The sequence below is a fragment of the Pseudomonas eucalypticola genome (assembly GCF_013374995.1).
Taxonomy (GTDB): Bacteria; Pseudomonadota; Gammaproteobacteria; order Pseudomonadales; family Pseudomonadaceae; genus Aquipseudomonas; species Aquipseudomonas eucalypticola.
Genome location: NZ_CP056030.1, coordinates 370,924 through 392,130, shown reverse-complemented (window position 1 = coordinate 392,130; position 21,207 = coordinate 370,924). Strand labels below are relative to the sequence as shown.

The window sequence follows — 21,207 nt, the reverse complement described above, 5'->3', positions numbered from 1 at the left end:
CCTTTTAATGCGCCCCGTTGCCCAGATAGCTCAGTCGGTAGAGCAGGGGATTGAAAATCCCCGTGTCGGCGGTTCGATTCCGTCTCTGGGCACCACCTTCCGTTTTCAGGTGGTGTTCACATCACCTGAAAGCAACCAAAAAACCCGCCTAGTGCGGGTTTTTTGTTGTCTGCAATTCGTCGCCAGTGCTTTGCCACTACGGATGGATCTGTTCTAAGCTTGCCTTTGCTCCGCCTGTTGATGGAACAAGCACGAGGCAGCCTTCCTGCGCTCGTCAATCTCTCGCCCCCCGCGCCGCCCAAGGATTGCCAAGCAAATGAAGCATCGGATCTTTCACTCCACCGACCTGCCTGAACGCTTGCCCACACTGGCCGTGGAACTGAACGCCTCGCTGGACGACCTGCACGCGGTGTATTCCTGGGGCATGACCAACAACATCTGGTTCGCCGAAGGCGAAGGCGAACAGGCGCGCTACAGCATTTGCTCGGTCAACATCGAGACCACCATTCCCGACCCTCTGGCCAAGCGTCTGTACCAGCGCTTGCGCAGCGACATCCCCACCACCCTGGTGCCCCGCTACGGTAAAAACTGGCCCACCCTCAAGGACCGCTGGCTGCGGGTGTGGGAGCAAACCTACAACATCGTCATCAACAAGATACCCAGCCACCACCTGCGCCTGACCTGGCTGCGCCTGGGCGGCGCAAAAATCGGCAAGGGCTCGACCATCTGGCGCAACACCGAAGTGCTGGGCGTGGAGAACCTGGTAATGGGCAAGGACAGCGTGATTGCCTGGCATTGCCAGATTGACGCACGCGCAGGGCTGATCATTGGCGATCACGTTGCCATCGCCTCCCATGTCCTGATCATCGCTGGCACCCACGACCTGACCGCCAAGGAGTTCTGGTCGGTATCGGGCCCTATCTACATCGACGATTACGCCTGGATCGCTTCGCGCGCCCTGATCGCCCATAGCACCCGCATCGGCCGTGGCGCGGTGGTGACCGCCAACACCCTGGTGGCGAAAAACGTCGCGCCTTACAAGATTGTCGGCGGCAGCGGCGCCAAACCCATGGGCGAGCGCCCTCGGGACCTGGACTACAAGGTCGGCGGCCTGGGGCTGTTTACCCTGCTGCATTAACGATTGCGAGCGCCGCACCCCCTCGGCTGGTATCGTGCACGGCTGAATACTGACTGCCGAGGGGCCGATGATGAGCACACAGGAAAAAATGACCGGGGACCTGTTCGAAGTCGACAAGCGTCTGTCACTCAAACCGGTGGTGGACTTCAACACCTACCTGCGCGCCGCCTTCGGCGACGGCCGTTGCACCTGCGTGCGCTGCATCACCAGCCAGGGTGACGAAACCGACTATGAATTCCAGCACACCTTCGACCTGGGTGGCCAAGCGCTGAACCGCCGCTACGCCCTGACGGCGGGCAGCGATGTGCTGCTGGCGTTGAAAAAGGCCTGGCTGTCGTACACCAAGGCCGAACTGGGCAACGGTGCGATCCTGGACCTGACGGCCATCAAGGCCTTCGTCGAACCCGAACTGCACAAGCGCCTGGTACCGCTGTTCCTGGCCAGCGGCCTGGTCAAGGACATCGACGGCAACCTGCACATTCAGCCCCAAGCTGCCTGATACACAGCCTGGCGCACTTGCGCGGGGCACGCCGGCACGCCAGTATTCGCGCTCTGCCAAGTAACAGAACGCATACACCCATGAACATGCTGAAACGGATGTGGCTGGACCATACCCTCAAACGTGCCCTGCGCCAGCACCGCTGCCGCGTTGACTGCGGCATCCGCGGCCTGCGCGGCAAGGTCAAGCTCACCCTGGAACGAAACGTGAAGCTGCACGGGGTCAAGGTGTTCTCCAAGGACCTGCGCATCGGCGCCTTTACCGATATCGTCAGCAACACCGAACTGCGCGACGTCAGCAGCATCGGCCGCTATTGCTCCATCGGCACCAACTGCGTGCTGGGGCAAAACCGCAAGCAGCACCCCATGGACTGGCTATCCACCAACGTTGCGCTTATTGACACCCGCTTGCAGGCCATGCCGTCGCCGCCCGCGGACTGGGACGTGACACCCACCACCATCGGCCATGACGTGTGGGTAGGCCGGGACGTGATCATCATGGAAGGCATTACCATCGGCACCGGCGCGGTGATCGGCGCCCAATCCCTGGTAACCCGCGATGTACCACCCTACGCCGTCGTCGCCGGCTCACCGGCGAAAATGATCCGCTACCGCTTCGACGAGCCACTGCGCGAGCAACTGCTGGCCAGCCGCTGGTGGGAGCACGACCATAGCGAGTTGGCGCAACTGCCCACCGAAGACCCCGCCGCATTCCTGGCCGCGCTGGCCAAGCTGCCTCCCAAGCCGATCAGCGATGCGACGGTGCAGGTGTCCACCTCACCGCTGCGCATCAAGCGCTGACTGACGACCCCGGCAATCCAGGGAAGCGCTCGCCCACCTGGGCCGTGGCGTACCAGGCGATGATGGCTTCCATGCCCGGTTCACCCTCGGCGACAGTCCAGGGCATGTAGTCGTGTTCTGGAATGGGCGTGTACACGCCATCCTTCACCTCGAAGATCACCGCGCCTTCATCCAGCGACAGCACCGCGTGCCAGACCCCGGGCGGGGTCTCGACCATCATCGCCTCTTCGCCCAGCACCACGCGGTCGGTCACCTGGCCTGCGTCGTCGAAATGCAGCACCACGAAGCGCCCCCGCAGCGAGTGCAGCAGCTCGAAGGTGTGCGGGTGGCGGTGCGCGCGCACGTAGGTGCCCGGCTCCATGGCCACGGCCAGGCGCTGGGTGGGGTCGGACAGCTCAGGGTGCATGTTGTGGTGGGCGCGCAGGCGTGGGGCTTGCTGAGCGCGGGCGGTGAGGTCGTCGAGCAGGGCGGTGGTGATCTGTTTCATCAAGGGCGGGCACGGTTCAGGAAGAAGGCAGCCAGTATGCACAGCCGATCGTGAAATTCTCCTGAACAAAAAGGCCGCTGTCATCGCTGACAGCGGCCTCAACCGGGTCTTGCAGCCTGCCAGGAAGGCAGGCGGGCATCAGTTACCCAGCACCGTACGCGCTTGCGGCTGCGCCTTGCGACGACGGTCGACCAGCAAGCCGGCAGCAACCACGGCGATGGTCAGCAGGCCAGTGGCGACGATCTCGATGCGGTGGTCCACTCGGATAGCCATCACGGTCAACACCGCAACGATGAACACGATCACCGCCCAGGTCAGCACCGGGAAAGCCCACATCTTGAACTCGACCTTCTCACCTTTCAGTTCGCGCTGCTTGCGCATGCGCAGTTGCGAAACGGCGATCACCAGGTACACCAGCAGGGCGATGGCGCCGGAGCTGGCCAGCAGGAAGTCGAACACTTCCGACGGCGCCACGTAGTTGGCGAACACAGCCAGGAAGGCCGCGGCAGTGGACAGCAGCACGGCCCAGTAAGGGGTGCCGGCCTGGCTGGTGCGCTGGGCCATTTTCGGCGCGTCGCCACGCTTGCTCAGGGAGTAGAGCATGCGCGAAGAGGTGTACAGCGCCGAGTTCAGGCAACTGGTCACGGCAACCAGTACCACCACATCGACGATCATCTTGGCGTTAGGCACACCGATCAGGTTCAGCACGGTCTGGTACGAACCAATGGCCGGCAGCGCAGGGTTGTTCCACGGCACCAGGGCCACGACCAGGAAGATCGATACGAGGTAGAACAGGAAGATCCGCCAGATCACCGAGTTGGTGGCCTTGGTGATCTGCTTGCCCGGATCCTTGGATTCGGCGGCGGCGATGGTGACGATCTCGGTACCCATGAACGAGAACATGGTGGTCAGCATGGCCGCAACCACGGCGCCCAGGCCGTTGGGCATGAAGCCCACGGTGTCGACGACATGGCTGACACCGCTGACCTGGCTGCCTGGCACCAAACCAAATACGGCAGCGGCGCCCAGAACGATGAAGCCCACGATCGCGATCACCTTGATCAGCGCGAACCAGAACTCGAACTCACCGTAATTCTTCACGTTGAGCAGGTTGGTACCGGTCAGCACCAAGGTAATCACCAGGGTGAACACCCACACGGCGATGTCGGGGAACCAGGCATGCAGGATGCCGGCGGCGGCGTTGGCTTCCAGTGGAATAACCAGTACCCAGAACCACCAGTACAGCCAGCCGATGGTGAAACCGGCCCAGTGGCCAATGGCGCGGTCTGCGTAAGTGGAGAACGACCCGGTGTCAGGCTGGGCGATGGCCATTTCGGCCAGCATGCGCATGACCAGGACCACCAGGGTACCGGCGGCAGCATAGGCCAGCAGTACCGCGGGGCCGGCTTCGGCGATGGCGTGGCCGGAGCCCACGAACAGGCCGGCGCCAATCACACCAGCAATGGAAAGCATGGTGACGTGACGCTGTTTGAGCCCCGACCCGAGGTCGTTATGGTTGTGCTTAGTGCTCATAAAACTACCTATGCAGAGAATAGCGTTCGGTCCAGCATTTGGCGTTACACCTACCCGTGTTGTGGGAATGCAACATGCCGTTGAGGATTTTTTACGCAAATATTGCGCCAAAACCCTTCAGGAATGATGCCAAAGCGCTAGGACGGCCTTTTGAGCCTTGTAGGTCAAGCCCTTGATCAACATGAATTTTCAGTACACCTGTAACCAAGGGTTACCGGCCTACACAATAACAGGACGAAATGTCGCACCAAAATCTTACGTCGGTAACACCAACGCACAAATTCAGTGCAACCAAAGGTGCAACCCTGGCCAGGGCTTTGCGACAAAAATGTGCAACCAACGGACATCAGTGAGCATTGCGCACACCGGTCGGTTTAATGAAAGGTTGCTTTCCATTGGCGGCCAAAACTGGCACCATCGCGCCTTTTTTCACGCGCACCCGCTTGCGCGCGGGGCCCATGACGCTTGGTCGGCGACACGCCGCTACAACCATGCGACACCTCGCGCCCGCGCCCACTGCCATAACGGCGCCGCCATGCTAGTTTGGCGCACCGCACCGGGGCGGGAACGCAACCGTATAGATGAGGACCGCACATGGCCCAGGCCACGCCCGCGCTGGAAATCCGCAACCTGCACAAACGTTACGGCCAGCTTGAAGTGCTCAAGGGCGTTTCCCTGAGTGCCCACGATGGCGCCGTGATCTCGATCCTGGGCTCGTCCGGCTCGGGCAAGTCGACCCTGCTGCGCTGCATCAACCTGCTGGAAAACCCGCACCAGGGCGAGATCATCGTGGCCGGTGAAGCGCTCAAGCTCAAAGCCGCGCGCAATGGCGAACTGGTGGCGGCCGACAGCCGGCAGATCAACCGCATGCGCAGCGAAATCGGTTTCGTGTTCCAGAACTTCAACCTCTGGCCGCACATGACCGTACTCGACAACATCATCGAGGCGCCGCGCCGCGTGCTGGGCCAGAGCAAGGCCGAAGCCACCGAAATAGCCGAGGCCCTGCTGGCCAAGGTCGGCATCGCCGACAAGCGCCACGTGTACCCGAACCAGCTGTCCGGTGGCCAGCAGCAACGCGCCGCCATCGCGCGCACCCTGGCCATGCAGCCTAAAGTCATTCTGTTCGACGAGCCCACCTCGGCGCTGGACCCGGAAATGGTCCAGGAAGTGCTCACCGTCATCCGCAACCTGGCCGAAGAAGGCCGTACCATGCTGCTGGTGACCCACGAGATGGGCTTCGCCCGCCAGGTATCCAGCGAAGTGGTATTCCTGCACCAGGGCCTGGTGGAAGAACAAGGCACGCCGGATCAAGTTTTCGACAACCCGGTGTCGGCACGATGCAAACAATTCATGTCCAGCAACCGTTAACGGAGCATCACGCATGCAGACCTACAAGAAATTGATCCTGGCCGTTGCCGCCAGCCTGGCGATGAGCGCCAACGTGATGGCCGACACCCTGAAGATGGGCATCGAAGCCGCCTACCCTCCCTTCAACAGCAAGGACGCCAGCGGCAACGTCGTGGGCTTCGACGCCGACATCGGCAAGGCTCTGTGCGCCAAGATGAAAGTCGAGTGCGAAGTGGTCACTTCCGACTGGGACGGCATCATTCCTGCCCTGAACGCCCGCAAGTTCGACTTCCTGGTGTCGTCCATGTCGATCACCGACGAGCGCAAGCAGGCCGTCGACTTCACCGACCCCTACTACACCAACAAGCTGCAGTTCATCGCCGCCAAGAACGTCGACTTCAAGGTGGACAAGGACGCGCTGAACGGCAAGATCATCGGCACCCAGCGTTCGACCCTGTCGGGCACCTGGCTGGAAGACAACATGCCTGACGTCACCGTCAAGCTGTACGACACCCAGGAAAACGCCTACCTGGACCTGACCTCGGGCCGCCTGGACGGCATCCTGGCCGACAAATACGCCAACTACGAGTGGCTGAAATCGCCGGCCGGCAAGGACTACGAGTTCAAGGGCGACCCGGTCGAGCAAAGCGACAAGATCGGCATCGCCGTGCGCAAGGGCGACGCCCTGCGCGAGAAGCTGAACGCCGCCCTGAAGGAAATCAAGGCCGACGGCACCTACAAGAAGATCAACGACAAGTACTTCCCGTTCAGCATCGAATGACCTGCCCGACCGCCGCTGCGCCCCGTGCGCGGCGGCTGGTCCCTCAATAAAGCCTGCCCATGAACATTGATCTCCACGGATTCGGCCCGGCCCTGGCGGCTGGCGCGCTGATGACTGTCAAACTCGCGCTGTCGGCCCTGTGCCTGGGCCTGGTCCTGGGCCTGCTCGGCGCACTGGCCAAGACCTCGCCCTACAAGGCCCTGCAAGCCCTGGGCGGTACCTATTCGACCATCGTGCGCGGCGTGCCCGAGTTGCTGTGGGTACTGCTGCTGTACTTCGGCACCGTCAACATGATGGCCGCGCTGGGCGCCTGGCTGGGCATGCCCGACCTGACCCTGAGCCCCTTCGCTGCTGGCGTCATCGCCCTGGGCCTGTGCTTCGGCTCCTACGCCACGGAAGTATTCCGCGGCGCGATCATCGCCATCCCCAAGGGCCACCGCGAAGCCGGCCAGGCCCTGGGCCTGTCGAAGCTGCGCATCTTCACCCGGCTGATCCTGCCGCAAATGTGGCGCATCGCCCTGCCGGGGCTGGGCAACCTGTTCATGATCCTGATGAAGGACACCGCCCTGGTGTCGGTCATCGGCCTTGAAGAGATCATGCGCAACGCCCAGAACGCCGTCACCGACACCAAGCTGGCGTTCAACTTCTACATGGTGGCCGCCGTCATGTACCTGGGCCTCACGGTACTGGCCATGGTGGGCATGCACTTCATGGAAAAATACGCCGCACGCGGCTTCACGAGGGCCGCGCAATGAATTGGGAAGTCATCTTCAAATGGCTGCCACGCCTGACCCAGGGCGCCACCGTAACCCTGGAGCTGGTGGCTATCGCCGTGCTGGCCGGGCTGATCCTGGCCATCCCGCTGGGCATCGCCCGCAGCTCGCGCAAGTGGTACGTCAGCGCCGTGCCCTACGGCTACATCTTCTTCTTCCGCGGCACACCGCTGCTGGTGCAACTGTTCCTTGTGTACTACGGCGCCGCGCAGTTCGACGCCGTACGCCACAGCGCGTTGTGGCCCTACCTGCGTGACCCATTCTGGTGCGCCGCCGCCACCATGACCCTGCACACCGCCGCGTACATCGCCGAAATCCTGCGGGGCGCCATCCAGGCCATTCCCAAGGGCGAGATCGAAGCCGCACGCGCCCTGGGCATGTCGCGCACCAAGGCGCTGCTGTACATCATCCTGCCGCGTGCCGTGCGCATCGGCCTGCCCGCGTACAGCAACGAAGTGATCCTGATGCTCAAGGCCAGCGCCCTGGCCAGCACCGTCACCCTGCTGGACCTGACCGGCATGGCCCGAACCATCATCGCCCGCACCTACCTGCCGGTGGAAATCTTCTTCGCCGCCGGCGTACTGTACCTGCTGATATCGTTCGTGCTGGTGCAAGGCTTCAAACTGCTGGAACGCTGGCTGCGCGTAGACGCCACCCAAGGCCGCTAGGCCCACCCCCACCTGCCGGCACCCTCCATAGGCGCCGCCGGCAGGCTGCGAAGGCGCGCAGCGCGCCCCACAACCCCAAGCCGGGCACACCCCATGAGCCTACCCCCCGCCGACCTGCTCACCCATTTCCAGGCCCTGGACGCCTTCCTGCTGGCCCACCAAGCCCTCTGGCGCCCCAAACCCTTCACCTACCTGCACCTGCCCTGGGAAACCAACCATCCCGAGCTGGCCCACTGGCTACGCGCCCGCACGCTCGCCCAAGCCGAAGCCGAGTACAACCACCCCGAACTGCTCGCCGCCCCCGCCCCCTACCCCGTCCTCGCCGCCCAGGCCGCCACCCTCAGCGCCGTCGACGCCTTACCCACCGGCGCACTGCACCCCTGCAGCCCCCGCCTGAACGTCGACGTACCTGGCCGCAAATGGCAGCAGATAGAAGCCTTCGCCGACGCCCTCACCTTCCAGCAACCCGTATCCGGCTGGCTGGACTGGTGCGCCGGCAAAGGCCACCTGGGCCGGCGCCTGCTGCAGCCTGGCCAGGAACTCACCTGCTACGAATACGACCCGCAACTGGTCGCTGCGGGCCAAGCCCTCAGCCAGCACCACCACCTGAGCGCCGAACACCGCTTGCAGGACGTCATGGCCGACAACTGCCAGCTGCCAGCAGAGCGAACCGCCGTCGCCCTGCATGCCTGCGGCGACCTGCATACAAGGCTGCTACAGCGCGCCACCGCCGCGGCCTGCCCGCAACTGGCCATCGCCCCCTGCTGCTACAACCGCACCGCCGCCGAGCACTACCAGCCACTCTCCCGCGCAGCCGCCGCCAGCACGCTACGTTTATCCCGCGACGACCTGGGCCTGCCACTGAGCGAAACCGTCACCGCCGGCGCCCGTGTTCGCCGCCAGCGCGACCAGTCGATGGCCTGGCGCCTGGGATTTGACCTGCTGCAGCGCGAAGCCCGCGGCTCGGACGAATACCTGCCCACCCCATCGTTGCCGAGCGGTTGGCTGGCAAAGCCGTTTGCCGAGTACTGCAGCGGCTTGGCCGACCTCAAGGAAATCGCCCTGCCCGCAAGCGTCGACTGGCAGGTAGCCGAAAAGGCCGGCTGGCAACGCCTGGCCCAGGTGCGCAACCTCGAACTGGTCCGCAACCTGTTTCGCCGCCCGCTGGAGCTGTGGTTGGTGCTGGACCGCGCACTTTATTTGCAGGAGAACGGCTACCAGGTGCGAGTGGGACTTTTCTGCACTTCCACCCTCACCCCACGCAACCTCATGGTACTGGCAGGACGTGCCAAACCGTTTCAAAATGGCAACACTACCTGTGGATAACTCTGTGGGCAGAATGCCCAGCAAGCTAATAAAATCGCTGGGTATACCGTGCTTTAATGGCTGGTCATTTTTTGTTCATCATTTATTTGGTTGGAAAAACAGGGGTTTGCGTGGGGGGTGCAAAATCGTCGCCGCTTGGGTGGGCCTTTGGTCTGTTCACCGGGGGATTGTGCATAAGCGTTTTTGCCGGTGGGTGGTGGCGGCAATAAAATAGTGCAAATTGGGGGTTGCCTAGGGGCGTTGAGTCGCTATAATCAGCGCCCTCAGATGCCGGTATAGCTCAGATGGTAGAGCAACTGACTTGTAATCAGTAGGTCCCGGGTTCGATTCCTGGTGCCGGCACCATATCCAGCTCCATCGCGTTCCACCGAATGCCTTGGAAGCCCCTAAAACCCGCCCTTTGGCGGGTTTTTTTCGTTCCAGGACCCTCCATCGGATCCAAAAAAATACCCCATCCCCGGGGGTATTTTTAGGGTACAGCGTCTTGCCTGCATGGAGAACGTACCCTTATGCCACGTCTAGCCGTTCCTCTCAGCGACCTCAAATGCCGTACGGCGAAACCTCGCGAACGCGCCTACAAGCTGTTCGACGGTGGCGGCATGTACCTCCTCGTGAAACCCAATGGCGTGAAAACGTGGCGATTGCGCTACTTCAAGCCCAGCGGCAAGGAAGGCACGCTGATCATCGGCAACTACCCCATCATCTCGCTGGCCGTCGCGAGGACCAAGCGCGATGAAGCCAAGGCCCTGTTGATCGACAACCTCGACCCGATGGAAGAGAAGAAGAAAGCGAAGCTAGCTGCTCAACGAGCTTCCCTGCTTTTCGAAACCGTCGCCCTGGAGTGGCACGCCGAAATGTCCCGGCGCTGGACGGAGGGACACGCCAAGACGGTAATGAGTCGGTTGCGCACCCACGTCTTCCCCCTGATCGGCCAACGCCCCATCGCTGAGCTTGATACTCATGATCTGCTTGAGGTAACCCTGCGTATCAAAGAACGCGGCACCATGGACGTTGCCCTGCGCGTGCAGAATTATCTCTCCACGATCATGCGGGGCGCGAAGCGGGCGCGGCAGATCAGCCAGAATCCGGCGCTCGATCTGGCAGGCTCGATTCATGCCCCGCGTACCGTGCACCGCCCTGCCCTCTCACTCAACCGTCTCCCCGAACTACTCAGCCGGATCGACAACTACAACGGCCGTGAGCTAACCAAGCTGGCTGTATTGCTGACGCTGCACGTGTTCGTGCGCTCCAGCGAACTGCGCTTTGCGCGCTGGGATGAGTTCGACCTGCAAAGGGCGATGTGGGAAATCCCGGACACCCGTAAGCCAATCGACGGCGTGCGCAATTCTACCCGTGGCACCAAGATGAGCGGAGACATACAGATGGTGCCGCTCTCTCCCCAAGTCATCGCGATCCTTGAACGGCTGCGCGGCTTAAGCCGCTTCTCCGAACTGGTGCTGCCCGGTGACCACAAGTACTGGAAGCCAATGTCGGAGAACACGGTTAACCAAGTGCTGCGCAACGTCGGCTACGACACATCCAAGGAAGTATGCGGGCATGGATTCAGGACCATGGCCTGTAGCGCCTTGCTGGAGTCAGGGCTGTGGACAGACGCGGCTATTGAGCGACAGATGTAGTGGTCTAATGAAACCGGACACCCATTTAGGCGAGAATGCTCGCCACAGAGAGGTGTCTGATGACCAAGCAACGTCGTACCTTTACCCCTGAGTTCAAGCGCGAGGCTGCGTGCCTGGTGCTCGATCAAGGCTACAGCCATACCGAGGCAGCCCGTTCGCTTGGGCTGGTTGAGTCGGCCTTGCGTCGCTGGGTGAACCAGCTCCAGCAAGAACGTGGCGGTGTCACCCCGACCAGCAAAGCGTTAACACCTGAGCAGCAAAAAATCCAAGAATTGGAAGCCCGAATCAATCGTCTGGAACGGGAGAAATCGATCCTAAAAAAGGCTACCGCGCTCTTGATGGCCGAGGAGCACGAGCGCTCGCGTTAGTCGATCAGCTTCACTCCGAGGAGCCGGTTGATCTGTTGTGCTCGGTATTTGAAGTCACCCGATCTTGCTACTACGCATACTGTCGAAAACGCCGATCCCCTGATGCCGAACGGGTGATTTTGCGCAGCCGCGTGAACGAACTGTTTACTCAAAGCCGAAGCGCTGCGGGCAGTAGAAGCATCATGCTGATGATGAAAGAGGACGGCATGCAAATCGGGCGATTCAAGGTACGTAAGTTGATGCGCGAGATGAACCTGATCAGCAAACAACCGGGCTCCCATGCCTACAAAAAGGCCACCGTGGAGCGACCTGATATACCGAACGTACTTGATCGAGAGTTCAGCGTGGCATCCCCCAACAAGGTCTGGTGCGGTGACATCACGTACGTTTGGGCCGAAGGTCGATGGCACTATCTGGCAGCGGTGATCGATCTGTATGCGCGCCGGGTCGTAGGCTGGGCGTTCTCAGTCAAGCCTGACGCTGACTTGGTGATCAAGGCATTGGATATGGCCTATGAGCAGCGTGGCCGGCCTCAGGATGTGCTATTTCACAGCGAGCAGGGCAGCCAATACGGCAGTCGAAGTTTCCGCCAGAGACTATGGCGATACCGCTTCACACAGAGCATGAGTCGGCGCGGCAACTGCCACGACAACGCGCCGATGGAGCGGCTATTTCGTAGCCTGAAAACTGAATGGATACCGACGGTGGGCTACATGAGCGCCGTGTTGGCTAAACAAGATATTGGACGTTTCCTGATGGAGCGGTACAACTGGCGGCGACCACATCAGTTCAACGACGGCTCGGCGCCTGCCGTTGCCGAGGAAAAACTTAACGCAGTGTCCGGGATCAGTTGACCACTACAAATCAGCTATGAGTTGGGGCACGGTCGGATCGATGTGGTCGCGGCCTACATTGGAGGACGCATATGAGTAAGCCATTCGATATGGAACTGTTCTTGGCTGCGGTGCTCACGGGATCGTACGCAACGCGGCAGCGCCATTTACGGCAAGCAAAGCTCATCCAAGCGGAGATATCTGAACGCTGGCAGCTAGAAACACCTTGGGGTTGGAAGAGAAAACATGTTGCTTGGTTTCTCGACCACCGACTAGCGAGGCAATGCAAAGCAACTCGATATTACTACCTGCTGACCGTGCGGCTGCTGGCTCTTCGTTTGGAAAGAGCATGGTTCTTCAAGTAAGAAGGTCTGACTATGATAATCATGACCGACCGCAACCGACCCAAAACGGACGGTGGCGGCAGTAGCAGTCGATCAACTTTTGGCTATGCTAACCAACAGCTCGCATCGACTCCACTGCTTGGTCAATGAGCCACCTATTAGGACCGGCAACCTTGGGGCACAAGCTGCCGCTCATATGTTCCCCAATCAATCCCCTATCAAAATCCATAAGTTTTCCAATCGTAATATGCCATAAGCCGACGGAAATGATATCTATTATTGCAAGTTATGAGATGCTCATAGTTTTTACGAAGATAGTCTCCTAAGACTTGTGAATCTGCGAGCGGTAGCAGTGGGGTCATACTGAATATCTCAGACTCTGTCGCCGAGGCAAGAAACTCTGCAAAAGGTGTTTTGGAATATTTAGCTGCCTGAAGGAGGCTCGCAGTTGCAAAATCCTCTGCCTTTTTGTTAACGAGTTGGTCAAGTTTGAATCCTGATCGATCATACTGAGCTTTAGAGCTGATACCTAACTCTCGCAAGTATTTAAACACTGGAACAAATCTTGTTCGGCTTGGCAATAGGGATAGAGTTGTATCGACTAGTTTTTTGGCATCGAAATTTTTATTATTTGAGATAAGATCTTCGAAGATATCACCGATGGAGATACCTTTGTATCCCGTCTCACCTACTTTTCCTATAACGCCAAGCCCAAATACAACTTCAATGTCGTTCTTGTTTTGAACCTGATCATAATCGATGACTGCAATTTTTTTGTCGGGATTCTGCCCTTTTACGATTTCATATACGCGTTCTTTACAAAACCTAAGAACTCGGGCTGGTAGCTTACGCTCGAATTGTGCGATGGCATTATAAACTGGGGTATAGTTTTTAGTTTTAACAACTTTGACGGGTATCTGAATTGAGTCAAATTGAAGGTACGAAGTTTCAATGGTGGGGCCGCCAGCGGGTTCATTTCTATCAATAAATATTAAATTATCTCTGAGCTTGTCAATATTTTCCTTGCCAATGCAGAGCGAAATAGACTTTAGAAGCTCCCTAATGTTCGTATCTGAAATCGAGTAGCCAATAAATACAACTGGATGCTCTACAAAAATAGTAATTAGCTTTGAAGCCAGGTAAGCATTGCGATTATTATAGTGATGATAGTCGGAGTCCGTCAAAACCAGCGAGTCTGCTTTACTACAGCATCCGTGAACTTTATAGATTTCGCCAATATTCATTGTATTGGAAAATAGAAGCTCTTTTTGACCGATATATACTGTGTGATCCGGAAAAAGACTCTCAGCAAACATATCCCAGTTCGTAGTGATTATTCCATCGACATCGCATTCTTTCAAAGCGTTAATTTCTTCAAGAATAGTCGGGGAAATCTCAGCGAGGTGCTTATTTTTAAGGTGCTCACAAATTTCCAGGCGAAGCGGGGATGTCCGATCATTAATTAGGTGCGCCAACGCCTCTCTTTTCGCCTCATAATTGCCGTGGCTCCACCACAAATCATGAAATTCGTCAGCGATGAGTTGGGCTGACGTGGGGGTGTGATTATTAGCGCTACTTTTATAATACGGGTAGGGTTTCCCCATCAGACAAAATCGACTGAGCAAACCTTCCCAATCCTCAAGGCCTATATATCGCCGGGAAAAACCGGAACCGAGGAACAAAAATGGGCCGGATGATCTTTGAGAGAATACTGAGCTGAGTTCTGCTTCGATGTCCATATGCGGTAATCCTTGAGAAACGTCATATTAACGTGGAGAGTGAGGGGGCATCACGCCAAAAAAGTTTAAGAAGTGTGCTGAGGACCGAGGTGGAGGTCAATGGGGGAGGGGGCAAATCGTTTGATGCAACGTATCTGCCACATTGGGACGTCCGCTCCTGGCCGATATGGGTCGATCGCAGTCAGCCGTTCGTGACTTTACCAGGCCATCGCTTGTAACCCTTTGCCAGCATCACACAGAGCTAATGACAGCGAACAGGTTTTTCATGACTGGAACTTGTAGCGTTTGACCCACCTAGCAGCGTCGGGCGAGAAACCGTGTCGACTCGTCAGCCGTGTTTGTCACAACGACGGCGGCAGATGATCGTGTGCGACAGCGCCAAGGGCATGACAGGACATCAAGGCATCCAAGCGCGCTCTGGGTCGATCTGCGACAAGGGGTTCAACGGCGGCACGTCCGCTGAGCGATGCCAAATTGACATCCTGCTTTGATCAAAGCTAGGCTCATCTGCTGCAACAACGGCAAGGACTCCGCCCCCATGACACCTCGCGACCGGTGGCTACATCCTCTCGCGCCAAGGCCCCTGCGACTGGGTGGCTGCACTGCGCTGCAACTTCGACGCCTTTACCCGGCCCTCGGACCGATGGGTATTTCCGCACGACAATCACTTGTGACATTTGCTGCTGAATACTGGCCCGACGATCCGTCAATCGCAACGTCTGTCCCAGATCCTGGCCGCCGTCGGCGATCTGGTCCGCAACCGCTTTTTTTCCCTAGTGTATCGCTGTGATACCTCCCCAAACCGCAACTTATCAACCGCAGAGCCACAAGTTGAACGTTAAGTCCACCAGCACCGAAAGGGCCCTGCCCTCGTCAGAACAATTCACATACATTATCGGCAACAACGGCATCGGAAAGAGCATCGCGCTCGAGAAAAACGCACAAAACACAAGTGAACATACTAATGTCGTGGTCATTTCCTCTGGTTTAAGCGACAGATTCAAATGGGGCAGCAAGAAGAAAGATAGAAAAGGGGGCGGCAGCTATACCTACCTTGGCAATCGCACCGTAGGCAATGGCGTCCATATGAATACACTGGCTGCGAATGCAGTACTGAACTACGTCATCTGTCTAGAAAAACAAAGAGATTCTGTATTGAAGGGGCTACTTCAAGACATAGGATTTAAAAGCGAGGTATGGATAGGACCACGCGAGGTAAAGAAACGAAAAAACGATAATCACTCGCAATTGGCCGGGACCTTCGTCAAAGCACCACTGGACCTTGGTTTCGTAGAAAGAAATCGCGCAATTCTGGATCACCCGCTCAAGCCATTCGAACTCATGCTCAGAAAGGACGACGAGGTCCTACCGTTTTCCTTGTTTAGCTCTGGAGAGCAGAACATGGTGTCGACGGGGTTGAAAATCTTGTCTCATTGTGCGCCGAATACACACTTCTATATTGATGAACCAGAGATAAGTCTACATCTTGAGTGGCAATTGGCATGGCCTAAGACTATGCAACAGATCGTCGCCAACGTGCTCGATTGCAAATTCACCGTTGCCACTCATTCGCCGGTCATAATTGCGAGCGCCCTGAAGCTGGGCTCTGCCTGCTATAACATGGCTGGTGAGTCTAAGATTCAAAAAATCGAAGAAATTTCCAGCAATGTAGAAAACCTTATCTTCGAGGAATTTCATACTGTCACCCCGAATAACAAAGCGATCTACGAAAAATATGCGACGGTTCTCAATATGGCATTGGAGCATGCCAACACCGAGATTCACAGCATACAGGAAGTAAAAAATGCATTAACTCTCCTGGAGGAGCACACCGTATCAGCTGCTGCCATGGCTGGTGAAAGAGCGGAACTGCGTAAGTCTGTAGAGGATTTCAAGATCGCTATTGACACCATCCTGCAAAGGGTGGCTTCCCATGGATAGTGATATCACCTGTTTCTTGATGCAGATTTACCCGAGAGCTGCTCATGCACCCGACCGCGCCGCTGCCTACCAGCAAATCTTACTGTTCTACAGAGGGGTAAGGAGGAATTTTCCGCCGGATAAAAATATCTGGGCGAAATTCTACAATACAGATAAAGGAGCCTATCTTCACAGAAAGCTCCGTGAATATCTCGCGACTCGACAAAATCAGTTGTGCTGCTATTGCCAAGACAAAATTTATCATCACATAAATTCTAACATTGAGCATATATTACCCATCAAGCACTACCCCTATTTTGCATTCTCCTTTGATAATTTAGCCTTATCCTGCGCGACCTGTAACGCATTGAAAAGCGCAGACGACTGGTTCAAGCTAGCGAGCGTGAAGCAGTCATACAGGAGGAATAAATTCGATTGTTTCCATCCCCGCTATCATAGCTACCATGAACACATTGAAATGATCAGGATAGGAACTAACAAGGTTGACGTTAGAGTATTTATTGGAAAAACCAAGGAAGGTAAGATTATTTGTAAAAACCTTCTTGGCAAAGTATCCAATTTCTTCTTAAAAGAAAAGACTTGCCCAGAAATATCGAAAGCAATTACATCATTGGAAAACTATATCAGCAACAACCCCGATGCCGCCAGCCTCGCGCTTGAGCAAATAACAAAAGTGCTGTACTCGAAAATTTAGATAAACATAGGGCAGTTAAACGCCCTTAGTGAATATTTTTGAGCGCTCGCTTTGGCCGATTGCGGTCCACCGCGAACGACCGTTATGGGTCGATAGCGGTCGTCTGTAAGAGGCTGTTTCAAGACAATTTGTGCCTCTCCCTGGCTAGTATTCGAAACCGGTGATCTCAGATCTCACTGAAGCATTCAAAATTTCTTCAGCAGCAGAGGTCCTATTGTATAGCAGCAATCGATAGAGCCCCAAAATGCCCGATTCGATTCCACAGAAATCCATAACTAGCTGATTTTTTTGTAGATACCCTTTGAGGTACGTCGAAAAATCCACGAAATTCCAGTCCCGCCAAAATTGGGGCCTCACAGCCAACAACCGTTCGTCTGGTGCCGCCACAGCGTTCCAGCGGCTGCCATGGAGCCCAAATTCCAAAACATCCTCAAATTTTCACACGGTCCGGCTCGAGCGGCTTTTTTCACCCACACGCCAGTTAGTTGCTAACCTAACCTCTCGGCCGCCTTGCGATAGACCAATTCCCGCTCGCGCTTATCCACCGACACTACAAACACCACGACCTCATGGTCGATCACCTGATAAACCAACCGATAGCCGCTGCTGCGCATTTTGATCTTGTAGCAATCACGCAATGCATGCAGACGGTTGGCTTCAATGCGCGGATTGACCAGGACCGTAGCCAGCTTCTTCTTGAGTTGCTGGCGCACGGTATCTCCCAATTTTTGCCACTCCTTTAGCGCACGCGCATCGAATTCGAGGCTATAGGTCATCTAATGAAACCTTGACCCGTTGGGGATCAGCCAGCCGCTCGCGGACCGTCGCGATCATGGCTTCATCGTCCTCGGTCATCAGGACAGGCTTGAAGGGTAGCTGGCCACGCTCCGCTACGTACTGCAAAGCTTGGCGCATCAGTTCAGAAGGGGTGACGCCGAGTCTTTCCAGCTCTTGGTAAGCACGAGCTTTCAAGTCGTCGTCAATCCGGATATTGATAGATGCCATGGGACGGACCTCAATGTAAAGACAATCGTCATTACACTGAAGCAAAAACCGCGTTTGGGCAAGCCTGCAAACGGTTGTTTTTTACACAATTCACAGAGCTGAGGTGCTGCATCTGCCTACGTCGATGAACGCCCCGCCTGCGGGCTGTAAAGGCGGGCTATGCACCATGTTGGACCTGACCTTCGTCAGCGGTCAGCAATTTGCATTGGGCATGAGCGATGACCTTAAGGCTCGCCGGGGGCTGAAATCTCTCGCCAACGAGCAGGCTTTTCGGACCGCCAAATTGGGCAACACAGACTGGACGGTGAGGTGGCGCCAGATCCCAAGATTCAGATAGGCGCCGACTCCGGCTTTCTGGAGGCACTAGTCCAAGCAACGTCTTACGACCTTACTTGGACCTCCGCTTACCTGCGCCCCTAACTCATGAAGTACAGCGCGAATCCAGACCACCCACAACCACCGCCATCACCCGCGCCCTCTCCTCCCGCGATAGCCGATGAAACGCCACCAGCAACCGCGCCTCATCATCATCCTCGCTGTAGAAGTAAGCAGCAGGCAGCTTCAGCACCTGAGCAATCTGCAAAACCGTAGCCGGGTTCGGCGCATGCTTGTCCTTCTCGTACTGGTTCATCCGTGCACTGGCCGACGCAGGCTCGATCCCCGCCTCAATCCCCAGTTGCTGCTGTGAGATCCCGGCCGCCTTCCTGGCTTCCTTCAACCGCTTGCTGAACGTGCTCATTTTTTAGCCACTAAAAGGCTAAGAGATTCTTAGATTCACGTTGACCATGTACTAAGACTTACTTAGTATTCGGCTGAATCTGTGCTTTCTTTACTGGGGCACTCCTGCGCGGCCAAAAGGGACGGCTGCGATTGAAGCTGTTAGGACGAGGAGCGCGGCGGGGTCATGCTGGGCTTTCGCAAGGATTAGCTGCTGTGAATGTCGAGAAGTACGTGCGGAATTTTCAATATGAGCTTCAACGGTTCATCGTTTCTGGCGAGCCGGTGGACGTTGAGGTGCTGAAGGAATGGCAGGCGATGCATGGGATTTTGCAGATCTCGTTGGAAGGGCTAAGGGGAGCTGTGCAGAGCGCTGCAGATGTCCATGATGGGATGACGTTGATGGCAACGCTTCTGGACGCTGCGCATACTGATCGGCTGGATGCTGATCAGGTCAGATGCTTGATTGAGCCTTTACGGCAGCAGCTGTGGGTCGCCGTTGAAGATGCTCGGGAATCCTTTTGACGGTCCCCGGATGACTGTGGATAACTTGCGATTTCACAGGTACTGGGGGCGGCCCAGAATGATGTGGATAAGTTCATGCTTCGCGCTGTGGATAATTTTATACACAGCGCGAGTGCCTGTGAAACCGAGTGCAAAGACAAGTTATTCATATGTATAACTTGCTGATGCACATGGTTTTATTGTCAGTTTCTTCTGCCGTTTCCTTGCTGGGATTTGAGGGCGTTGCAGGATGGTCGCGAGACCGCGCCGTTTGCTTCCCGAGCTTGCGCCCGGTCCCACAGTGCCGGAGGAGTGCCTGGTGGACCGGGGTAAGGTGATTCCTGCGTTCGCCTGGCCCTGCACTGACCGAGCACCATGTCACGTCTTCAACCTTCGCCGCAGACACGCCAACCTCCAAGCCATCCGCCAAAGATGACCGGCAATGGCAAGACCCACACCGACTACCAGGCAGAACGCAGTGCGGGCCGAATTGTATTGGGTGTAAGCCTGCGCGCCATGCTGTTCGAGCACAGTGATGCTATGGCCGACGATCCCCACAGTCGTCGGCAGAAACACGAGCACCACCATCGCGGCCATGCACGCCAGCGGCAGGCAGCGGGCGAAGAAGGCTGGCTCTACCTGGGCCAGGGCGTTGTGTTTGTCATGCTGGGGGACGGCGACCTGGGCCGCGCAGCTGATTTCCTGGTACCAGGCGCCGTAGAGGATCGCCACCACCGCCATCAGCAGGCTGGCGGCCGAGATGTCGTCGCCGGTCATGGCACGTACACCGCAGGGGTGGCGCCCAGTTGTGCGCAAAGCTGTTCGTAGGAGGACTTGAGGATCTCGTAGGTGGCCACGCTGCCGCGCTTTTTGGCGATGGAGGGGAGTGTGCCGTCAATGGCGGCCAGTTTCTTGTTGAGTTCTTCGATGACGTTGACGCTGTTCATGGTGACCAGGAAGGGCCCGTTGGCGGTTTCGGCGGTGGCGCCTTGAAGTACGTCCTTGAGGGTCTGGTCGATGGCGTCGCGCAGCAGGTATTGGTATTTGGAAATGATGGAGCGCAGCAGGCCGCGGCTTTCGGTGGCGGTGGTCTGGAAGATCTTGCTGATGGTCTGCTCGTCCGGGATCTGACCGGCGAATACCGTGTCCACCAGCAGGAACAGGCGGTATTCGTGGATATCGGTGCCGCGCTTGAGGGCTTTTTGGCCGCGCATCATGGCCAGGTATTCGCGCAGTGCGGCTTTGCCATAGTTGCCGAGGGCTGCGGGAACGTCGGCGGGCAGGCAGCCGATGATCTGGCCGATTTCGGCCGTTTCCTGTGGGGTCAAGGTCAGGTCGAAGGTGATTTTCATCCGGTACTCCCAGGGAATTGCACGGTTGTGGAGTTGCGCCTGGCCCCAGGTGTTGGGCGACGCCTGTACGGACTTGGGTCCGCTGGAAGGGATGTTCGGCGGGGGTGGTATTGATAGCTGTAGGAAATTTCCCAAGCTTGGGTTTGGGTCGTGGGCGGGTTCGGGGCGGCCATGAGGCTTCATGCCTGGCCGGACAGTGCTAAAGTCCCGCCCACCAACCGCAAGAGGCCTACCCCGTGGCAAGCAAATCCTACATCCAGAGCTCCCTTTCCGCCGGCGAACAGATCGAGGCCGTGTTCAAGCTGCATTGGCTGAACTGGGTACATGTGTGGCTGTGGGTGCTGCTGGCGGTGGTGACCGTGGGCATTCTGTCGCCAGTGGCCATCTACAAGTGGCTGAGCCTGCGCTGCCAGGAGAACGGGGTGACCAACAAACGGGTTATCCACAAGCGCGGCATCATCAGCCGTACCACCGAGGAAATGAAGCTATCGTCCATCGAGACGGTGGACCTGGACCAGAGTGTGATGGGGCGCTTGCTGGGCTTCGGTACGGTGCGCATCACCGGGCGCGGGATCAGTGACCTTGTGCTCAAGGGCATCGATGACCCGCTGCAGGTGAAGCGCCAGATCGAGGGGGTCAGCAACCCGGTGCGCTGAGGCGCCGTGGCGCGGCGGTGGACGTGCAACTGGTCGTACCCTGCCTGCTCTCTGTACTATGAACG

Annotated in this window: 22 protein-coding genes, 2 tRNA genes and 1 pseudogene; 17 read left to right on the top strand and 8 right to left on the bottom strand. The window is 57.5% G+C overall.

Translation table 11 applies throughout. The annotated features are described in order from the left end of the window. The first annotated feature begins 19 nt into the window (after positions 1–19). The 4 genes from HWQ56_RS01900 to HWQ56_RS29200 all read left to right on the top strand — a co-directional run bounded on the left by HWQ56_RS01900 (position 20) and on the right by HWQ56_RS29200 (position 2,437). Positions 20–95, top strand: a tRNA-Phe gene (locus HWQ56_RS01900). Between the two features lie 221 nt (positions 96–316). Further along, positions 317–1,138, top strand: a complete 822-nt coding sequence (locus HWQ56_RS01895; protein ID WP_158157823.1) for an acyltransferase — start codon at positions 317–319, stop codon at positions 1,136–1,138. 70 nt (positions 1,139–1,208) lie between these two features. After that, on the top strand, positions 1,209–1,637 hold the full coding sequence (locus HWQ56_RS01890; RefSeq protein WP_158157824.1) for a hypothetical protein: 429 nt from the start codon (positions 1,209–1,211) through the stop codon (positions 1,635–1,637). An 80-nt stretch (positions 1,638–1,717) separates the two neighbouring features. Further along, complete coding sequence (locus tag HWQ56_RS29200) at positions 1,718–2,437, top strand: CatB-related O-acetyltransferase (protein ID WP_176569656.1); 720 nt, start codon at positions 1,718–1,720, stop codon at positions 2,435–2,437. On the opposite strand, the gene HWQ56_RS01880 is transcribed toward HWQ56_RS29200, so the two are convergent. Beyond that, positions 2,427–2,924: a WbuC family cupin fold metalloprotein gene (locus tag HWQ56_RS01880; RefSeq protein ID WP_158157826.1), complete on the bottom strand. Its 498-nt coding sequence runs from the start codon at positions 2,922–2,924 to the stop codon at positions 2,427–2,429. The genes HWQ56_RS29200 and HWQ56_RS01880 overlap by 11 nt on opposite strands. A 138-nt stretch (positions 2,925–3,062) precedes the next feature. Further along, positions 3,063–4,457 carry a GABA permease gene (gene gabP, locus HWQ56_RS01875; protein ID WP_158157827.1) on the bottom strand — a complete coding sequence of 465 codons (1,395 nt, stop codon included), beginning with the start codon at positions 4,455–4,457 and terminating at the stop codon, positions 3,063–3,065. A 594-nt stretch (positions 4,458–5,051) separates the two neighbouring features. Here gabP and HWQ56_RS01870 point away from each other — a divergent pair. The 9 genes and pseudogenes from HWQ56_RS01870 to HWQ56_RS01830 all read left to right on the top strand — a co-directional run bounded on the left by HWQ56_RS01870 (position 5,052) and on the right by HWQ56_RS01830 (position 12,555). Then, a complete protein-coding gene (locus tag HWQ56_RS01870; protein WP_158157828.1) occupies positions 5,052–5,825 on the top strand; it encodes an ABC transporter ATP-binding protein in 774 nt (257 codons plus the stop codon). Positions 5,826–5,838: 13 nt separating this feature from the next. Then, complete coding sequence (locus tag HWQ56_RS01865) at positions 5,839–6,585, top strand: ABC transporter substrate-binding protein (protein WP_176569655.1); 747 nt, start codon at positions 5,839–5,841, stop codon at positions 6,583–6,585. A gap of 59 nt (positions 6,586–6,644) precedes the next feature. Then, positions 6,645–7,340, top strand: a complete 696-nt coding sequence (locus HWQ56_RS01860) for an ABC transporter permease (protein ID WP_176569654.1) — start codon at positions 6,645–6,647, stop codon at positions 7,338–7,340. Continuing rightward, the gene (locus tag HWQ56_RS01855; RefSeq protein WP_158157831.1) at positions 7,337–8,026 is read left to right on the top strand and encodes an ABC transporter permease; all 690 of its coding nucleotides are present in this window, start codon (positions 7,337–7,339) and stop codon (positions 8,024–8,026) included. The genes HWQ56_RS01860 and HWQ56_RS01855 overlap by 4 nt, the downstream gene beginning before the upstream one ends. A 93-nt stretch (positions 8,027–8,119) precedes the next feature. Continuing rightward, on the top strand, positions 8,120–9,352 hold the full coding sequence (locus tag HWQ56_RS01850) for a methyltransferase (protein ID WP_176569653.1): 1,233 nt from the start codon (positions 8,120–8,122) through the stop codon (positions 9,350–9,352). A 269-nt stretch (positions 9,353–9,621) separates the two neighbouring features. Beyond that, positions 9,622–9,697, top strand: a tRNA-Thr gene (locus tag HWQ56_RS01845). Between the two features lie 164 nt (positions 9,698–9,861). Next, a pseudogene (locus HWQ56_RS01840) lies at positions 9,862–10,986 on the top strand (tyrosine-type recombinase/integrase); the annotation flags it as partial. Positions 10,987–11,048: 62 nt separating this feature from the next. Then, a protein-coding gene (locus HWQ56_RS01835; protein ID WP_176569652.1) for an IS3 family transposase occupies positions 11,049–12,211 on the top strand; the annotation gives its coding sequence in 2 pieces (ribosomal slippage) (positions 11,049–11,304 and positions 11,304–12,211; 1,164 coding nt in all). 71 nt (positions 12,212–12,282) lie between these two features. Continuing rightward, positions 12,283–12,555 (top strand): hypothetical protein, encoded by a 273-nt coding sequence (locus tag HWQ56_RS01830; protein WP_176569651.1) that lies wholly within the window; start codon positions 12,283–12,285, stop codon positions 12,553–12,555. A 197-nt stretch (positions 12,556–12,752) separates the two neighbouring features. On the opposite strand, the gene HWQ56_RS01825 is transcribed toward HWQ56_RS01830, so the two are convergent. Then, positions 12,753–14,273: an SIR2 family protein gene (locus HWQ56_RS01825; RefSeq protein WP_176569650.1), complete on the bottom strand. Its 1,521-nt coding sequence runs from the start codon at positions 14,271–14,273 to the stop codon at positions 12,753–12,755. Positions 14,274–15,104: 831 nt separating this feature from the next. Between HWQ56_RS01825 and HWQ56_RS01820 the strand changes: the two genes are divergently transcribed. Together HWQ56_RS01820 and HWQ56_RS01815 are read left to right on the top strand one after the other, a co-directional pair. Continuing rightward, entirely contained in the window at positions 15,105–16,214 is a 1,110-nt protein-coding gene (locus HWQ56_RS01820) for an ATP-binding protein (protein WP_176569649.1), read from the top strand. Beyond that, positions 16,207–16,908, top strand: a complete 702-nt coding sequence (locus HWQ56_RS01815) for an HNH endonuclease (RefSeq protein WP_176569648.1) — start codon at positions 16,207–16,209, stop codon at positions 16,906–16,908. The genes HWQ56_RS01820 and HWQ56_RS01815 overlap by 8 nt, the downstream gene beginning before the upstream one ends. A 488-nt stretch (positions 16,909–17,396) precedes the next feature. Here the strand turns inward: HWQ56_RS01815 and HWQ56_RS01810 are convergent, their stop codons facing one another. The 3 genes from HWQ56_RS01810 to HWQ56_RS01800 form a co-directional block, all read right to left on the bottom strand. Beyond that, the gene (locus HWQ56_RS01810; protein ID WP_176569647.1) at positions 17,397–17,684 is read right to left on the bottom strand and encodes a type II toxin-antitoxin system RelE family toxin; all 288 of its coding nucleotides are present in this window, start codon (positions 17,682–17,684) and stop codon (positions 17,397–17,399) included. After that, entirely contained in the window at positions 17,674–17,913 is a 240-nt protein-coding gene (locus HWQ56_RS01805; protein ID WP_176569646.1) for a type II toxin-antitoxin system RelB/DinJ family antitoxin, read from the bottom strand. The genes HWQ56_RS01810 and HWQ56_RS01805 overlap by 11 nt, the downstream gene beginning before the upstream one ends. Positions 17,914–18,334: 421 nt before the next feature. Beyond that, positions 18,335–18,652: a helix-turn-helix domain-containing protein gene (locus HWQ56_RS01800; protein WP_158156233.1), complete on the bottom strand. Its 318-nt coding sequence runs from the start codon at positions 18,650–18,652 to the stop codon at positions 18,335–18,337. Positions 18,653–18,846: 194 nt separating this feature from the next. Here HWQ56_RS01800 and HWQ56_RS01795 point away from each other — a divergent pair, with 194 nt between their 5' ends. Continuing rightward, complete coding sequence (locus HWQ56_RS01795; protein ID WP_176569645.1) at positions 18,847–19,155, top strand: hypothetical protein; 309 nt, start codon at positions 18,847–18,849, stop codon at positions 19,153–19,155. Between the two features lie 357 nt (positions 19,156–19,512). Here HWQ56_RS01795 and HWQ56_RS01790 read toward each other — a convergent pair whose 3' ends face one another. Beyond that, positions 19,513–19,911 carry a hypothetical protein gene (locus HWQ56_RS01790; RefSeq protein ID WP_176569644.1) on the bottom strand — a complete coding sequence of 133 codons (399 nt, stop codon included), beginning with the start codon at positions 19,909–19,911 and terminating at the stop codon, positions 19,513–19,515. Then, complete coding sequence (locus HWQ56_RS01785; RefSeq protein WP_176569643.1) at positions 19,908–20,486, bottom strand: hypothetical protein; 579 nt, start codon at positions 20,484–20,486, stop codon at positions 19,908–19,910. Before HWQ56_RS01785 ends, HWQ56_RS01790 begins: the two co-directional genes overlap by 4 nt. A 236-nt stretch (positions 20,487–20,722) precedes the next feature. On the opposite strand from HWQ56_RS01785, the gene HWQ56_RS01780 reads away from it, so the two are divergent. Next, on the top strand, positions 20,723–21,142 hold the full coding sequence (locus HWQ56_RS01780; RefSeq protein ID WP_158156223.1) for a PH domain-containing protein: 420 nt from the start codon (positions 20,723–20,725) through the stop codon (positions 21,140–21,142). The last annotated feature ends 65 nt before the right edge of the window (positions 21,143–21,207 follow it).